This is a genomic window from Rhizobacter sp. P3_B12 (assembly GCF_056402895.1).
The window spans coordinates 1-4,024 of sequence record NZ_JBFUGN010000569.1; the positions used below are offsets into that span (position 1 = coordinate 1).

The window sequence follows — 4,024 nt, forward strand, 5'->3', positions numbered from 1 at the left end:
GCGTACAGCAGCAGCGTCGGCAGCGTCCACGCGGCGGCGCGGGCGCGCACCCATTCGCCGCCGTCGACGATGAAGCGCACCAGCCGCGGCGTCACGCGGTCGTGCACCAGCGGATCGGCGACGTAGGCCGCGACGACGGCCGGGTCGCGCGAGATCCACGCCGGCTTCAGCCCGTTGCCGACCGCGAGCGACGGTGCAATCGGGCCGAGCGCCGCGAGCAGCAGCTTCTGCACGCCGTTCATGCCGGGGTCGAGCGCCGGTGACGACATCACCAGGCCGTCGACCGGGCGCCACCACGGCGCCTTCGTGTCGGCGGCGAAGCGCGAGACGACCAGCCCGCCCATGCTGTGGCCGAGCAGCACCAGCGGGCCGCGGTGCGCGGTGCGGGCGGCATCGATCACGTGCGACAGGTCGTCCAGCAGGTCATGGTCGGTGGCGAGCCGGCCGCGGGCGCCCTCGCTGCGGCCGTGGCCGCGCTGGTCGTAGGCCAGCACATGCCAGCCCCAGCCGTTCAGGTGTGCGATCACATGCGCGTAGCGGCCCAGGTGCTCGCCGAGTCCGTGCACCAGCACGACGACGCCGTGGGCCGCGGTGCCGGCCGGGTGGTGCGAGAGGTGCAGGCGCAGGCCGTCGGTGGTGTGCAGGGTTGTGTCCATGGCCGGCGAGTTTAGGCATCGCATGCCGTGTCAGCCCCCGGGCTTGTCTCGATGCGCATCAGGCCGCTTGCGGCTGCGGATCCCTGTCGAGGCTCAGTTGGGCGGCCGCGACCGGATCGAGGTGCGTCGCCATCCAGCGCACGACGCTGGCCGCATGCGTCATCGGCCCGAGGTGCCCGGCGCCGGCCAGCTCGCAGTGCTGCGCATGCGGCAGCACCTGCGCCAGCAGCTCGACGATGCGCCGTGCCGGTGCACGCGTGTGCTGCCCGTGGATCAGCAGCATCGGCATCGTCAGCCGCGACAGCGCCTGCTCGCCCCAGGTCGCGGCGAACAGCGCGTCGAAGTGGCGCGGCACCACCGGCATGCGCGACGCGATGGCCTCGCGGCGCGCCGTGCCCAGGCCATCCCAGGCCGCATCGCCACCCCAGTAGCTCGTGAACGCGCGCGCCGCGGCCAACGCATCACCCCGATCGAGCAACCCGGCCACGCGCGATGCGATCTCGCGCACCTCGTCGAGCGCTGCATCCTGCGGTGCCAGGCGGCGGATGATGCCGACCGCGACCGGCTCGTACAGCGTCAGCGAGCGCACCCACTGCGTGTGGCGCAGCGCGATCTGCATCGCGACCGCGGCGCCGTACGAGTGGCCGACCAGGTGGATGCCGCGCCGCACCAGCCCCCAGGCCGGCTGCACGAGCTGGGTCACCGCGTTCGCGTCGACGTGCAGCGTGTTCAGCACGGCGGCCGGCCAGGCGGGGCTGCGGCCGTGGCCGTGCAGGTCGGGCGCGACGACCTGCCAGCGCCCGCTCAGCGCATCGGCCAGGCCGTTCCATTGCGCATGCGTGCCGGTCGACGAGTGCAGGCACAGCACGACCGGCCCGTCGCCTTGCGTGCGGGCGACCAGGCGGCCAGGGTGGGGTTGGGGCGCTTTCATGACTTCTCCAGCGGATCGGAGGCGTCAGGATGCGCGGGGCAGGTATCGGCGCCGTGTCGTGCGCCGGCCCCGATTGATTCATTCGTTGCGGACGCGCGCTACGCCTGCTCGGCCGCCGCCTTCAGGTTCGCGAGCCCGGCCTCGAAATCGCGCCCGATCAGCGTGTCCATGCTCATGAACAGGCCCATCAGCTTCGACACGTAGGGCGTCGGGCCGTGCATCGCCCAGTGCACGAGCGTCGCGTCGTCCTGCGGCTTCAGCGTGAATTCGGCGACGTTGTGGCCTTCGAAGGGCTTGATGAAATCGAGCTTGATCGCCAGCGCCGCGGCCGGCGTGCTCTGCATGATCTCCATGCGGCCCTGGCCGACCTTCGCATTGCCGCGCCATTCGTAGACGGCGCCGACGCCGCGCGGCGGGCCGCTGTGCGTGCGCACCATCGCCGGGTCGAGCTTCTCCCAGGGCGACCACTCGGGCCAGCGGTGGAAGTCGTCGAGCAGCGGGAAGATCCGGTCGGGCGGCGCCTTGATCGCGAGCGAGCGCTCGACGCGGAAGGTGTCGGGCCGGGTCGTCGCGAACAGCAGCACCGCGGCGATCAGCAGCAGCACGACGAGGGCGATGGTCATCCACATGGCAGATCCTCTGCAAACTCAGCGAGGCGGGAATTGTCGCGTCTCGCCGATCGCCAGCACGAAGAATTCTTCATCGGACAGCGCCTGCAGCCGGCGCTGCTCCAGCAGCGCCTGCGGCGGATCGTCGAGCGCTTCGTCGGACAGCTGGAAGGTGCCCCAGTGCACGCCCAGCGAGCGCTTGGCGCGCAGGTCGCGGTGGATGCGGATCGCCTCCTCGACGTCGACATGCTGCGGCGCCATGAACCAGCGCGGCTCGTAGGCGCCGATCGGCAGCAGCGCGATGTCGAAGCCGCCGCCGTTCGCCGCGGACTGGCGCTCGGCGAAGCGCGCCTGGATGTCGATGAAGTCGCGCGAATACGCGGTGTCGCCGGCGTAGAACAGGTGGCAGTCGGGCGCGAACACCGCGAAGCCGCCCCACAGCGTCTTCATCCGGTCGGCGAGGCCGCGGCCCGACCAGTGCTGGGCCGGCACCAGCGTCACCTCGACCGGGCCGGCCGGTGCCGGCACCGTGTGCGAGGTCCACCAGTTCAGCTCGACCGCGTTCGCGATGCCGCGCCCGGCGAGCCAGGCCTTCACGCCCAGCGGCACGACGAACAGCGGCGGGCCGCCCGGCTGGCGCTGCAGCGCATCGACCGAGGCGGCGTCGAGGTGGTCGTAGTGGTTGTGCGAGGCCAGCACGAGGTCGATGTGCGGCAGCTCGGCGAGCCCGACGCCGGGCGGCAGGTGGCGTTTCGGCCCGGCGAACGGCAGCGGCGACGCGCGCTCGGAGAACACCGGGTCGGTCAGCACATTCAGGCCGCCCAGTTGGGCCAGCACGGTGGCGTGGCCGATCCAGGTGACGGCGGGTCGCATCGCCGCACCGGCGCGCGCGTTGGCCTGCAGGAACGCGAGGTCCGGCGCCATGCTGGGGATCGGCCCGCGTGGCGGCCGCGGCACGCCGCTGCGGTGCGCTGCCCAGCGCCAGCGCAGCACGTCGGCCAGGCTTTTCGGTTCGAAGCCGGCGTAGTTGTTCTGGAACGCCATCGGCCGTCAGACGCCGTCGGCCACGAAGCCCACCACCGCATGCGAGTTGTCGCAGAACGGCTTGTTCTGCGACTGGCCGCAGCGGCACAGCCGGGTGCTGGTGAGGCGGTCGACGGTGCGGCCGGTGCCGGCGCACAGCTCCAGGTTGCCGCTGACCTCCAGCGGCCCGTTGCGCAGCGGCTCGACGCGCAGCGTGCCGTTGCGTGCCGCGAGCGGCTGCGATTCGCGCGTCGGCGGCTCGCCGCTCGCCTTGAAACCGGCGGCGTTGTGCGCGCCGTCGCAGAACGGCTTGTTGGCCGACTGGCCGCAGCGGCACAGCGTGGCGCGCAGCGAGGAGCCGCCGTTCGGCGGGGCCGCCAGCGCCATCTCGGCATGGAAGGCGAGCGGGCCGTTCTCGCGCAGCCGCACGGTGTTGACGAGCGGTGCCGCCTCGGCCGGGCCGCCATCCAGGCGCTCGTAGGTGACCGCGCCGGACGGGCAGGTGTGGGCGACGATCGCGATGCGCTCGGGCGTCGCCTGGTCGGGGTAGAGCCAGTCGCCGGGCGTGTTCGCGAGGAAGACCTCGGGCTCGCCGAGCACGCAGTGCCGCGCGTGGATGCAGCGCTGCGTGTCGAAGCGCAGCAGCACGTCACGGCCGCGGGCTTCGTCGGGCGGCTTCGGGGCCGGACGGGGGGCGGCCGGCGCAGGCGGTGCAGCGATGACGGGCGGCGGGGCTACCGCGGGTGCAGCGGGTGCAGCGGGTGCAGCGGGTGCAGCGGGTGCAGCGGGTGCCGCCGGGCCCGCGA

General features: G+C 72.9%; 5 protein-coding genes. All 5 read right to left on the reverse strand.

Features of this window, described 5'->3' with window-relative positions; genetic code table 11:
* Window positions 1–656 (reverse strand): alpha/beta hydrolase (locus AC1D01_RS23810; protein WP_477870732.1); only part of this gene is annotated, 656 nt, incomplete at its 3' end.
* A gap of 58 nt (window positions 657–714) precedes the next feature.
* Complete coding sequence (locus tag AC1D01_RS23815) at window positions 715–1,587, reverse strand: alpha/beta fold hydrolase (protein WP_477870734.1); 873 nt, start codon at window positions 1,585–1,587, stop codon at window positions 715–717.
* Window positions 1,588–1,685: 98 nt separating this feature from the next.
* Window positions 1,686–2,216: an SRPBCC family protein gene (locus AC1D01_RS23820; RefSeq protein WP_477870736.1), complete on the reverse strand. Its 531-nt coding sequence runs from the start codon at window positions 2,214–2,216 to the stop codon at window positions 1,686–1,688.
* An 18-nt stretch (window positions 2,217–2,234) separates the two neighbouring features.
* Window positions 2,235–3,239 (reverse strand): MBL fold metallo-hydrolase, encoded by a 1,005-nt coding sequence (locus AC1D01_RS23825; RefSeq protein ID WP_477870738.1) that lies wholly within the window; start codon window positions 3,237–3,239, stop codon window positions 2,235–2,237.
* Window positions 3,240–3,245: 6 nt separating this feature from the next.
* Window positions 3,246–4,024, reverse strand: a 779-nt coding sequence (locus AC1D01_RS23830) for a CDGSH iron-sulfur domain-containing protein (protein ID WP_477870740.1), incomplete at its 5' end; no start/stop codon positions are given.

What these genes read in the sequence shown, in the direction of transcription:
- AC1D01_RS23815 (WP_477870734.1), bottom strand. Translation starts at nt 1,587, where the DNA reads ATGAAAGCGCCCCAACCCCACCCTGGCCGCCTGGTCGCCCGCACGCAA.
- AC1D01_RS23820 (WP_477870736.1), bottom strand. Translation starts at nt 2,216, where the DNA reads ATGTGGATGACCATCGCCCTCGTCGTGCTGCTGCTGATCGCCGCGGTG.
- AC1D01_RS23825 (WP_477870738.1), bottom strand. Translation starts at nt 3,239, where the DNA reads ATGGCGTTCCAGAACAACTACGCCGGCTTCGAACCGAAAAGCCTGGCC.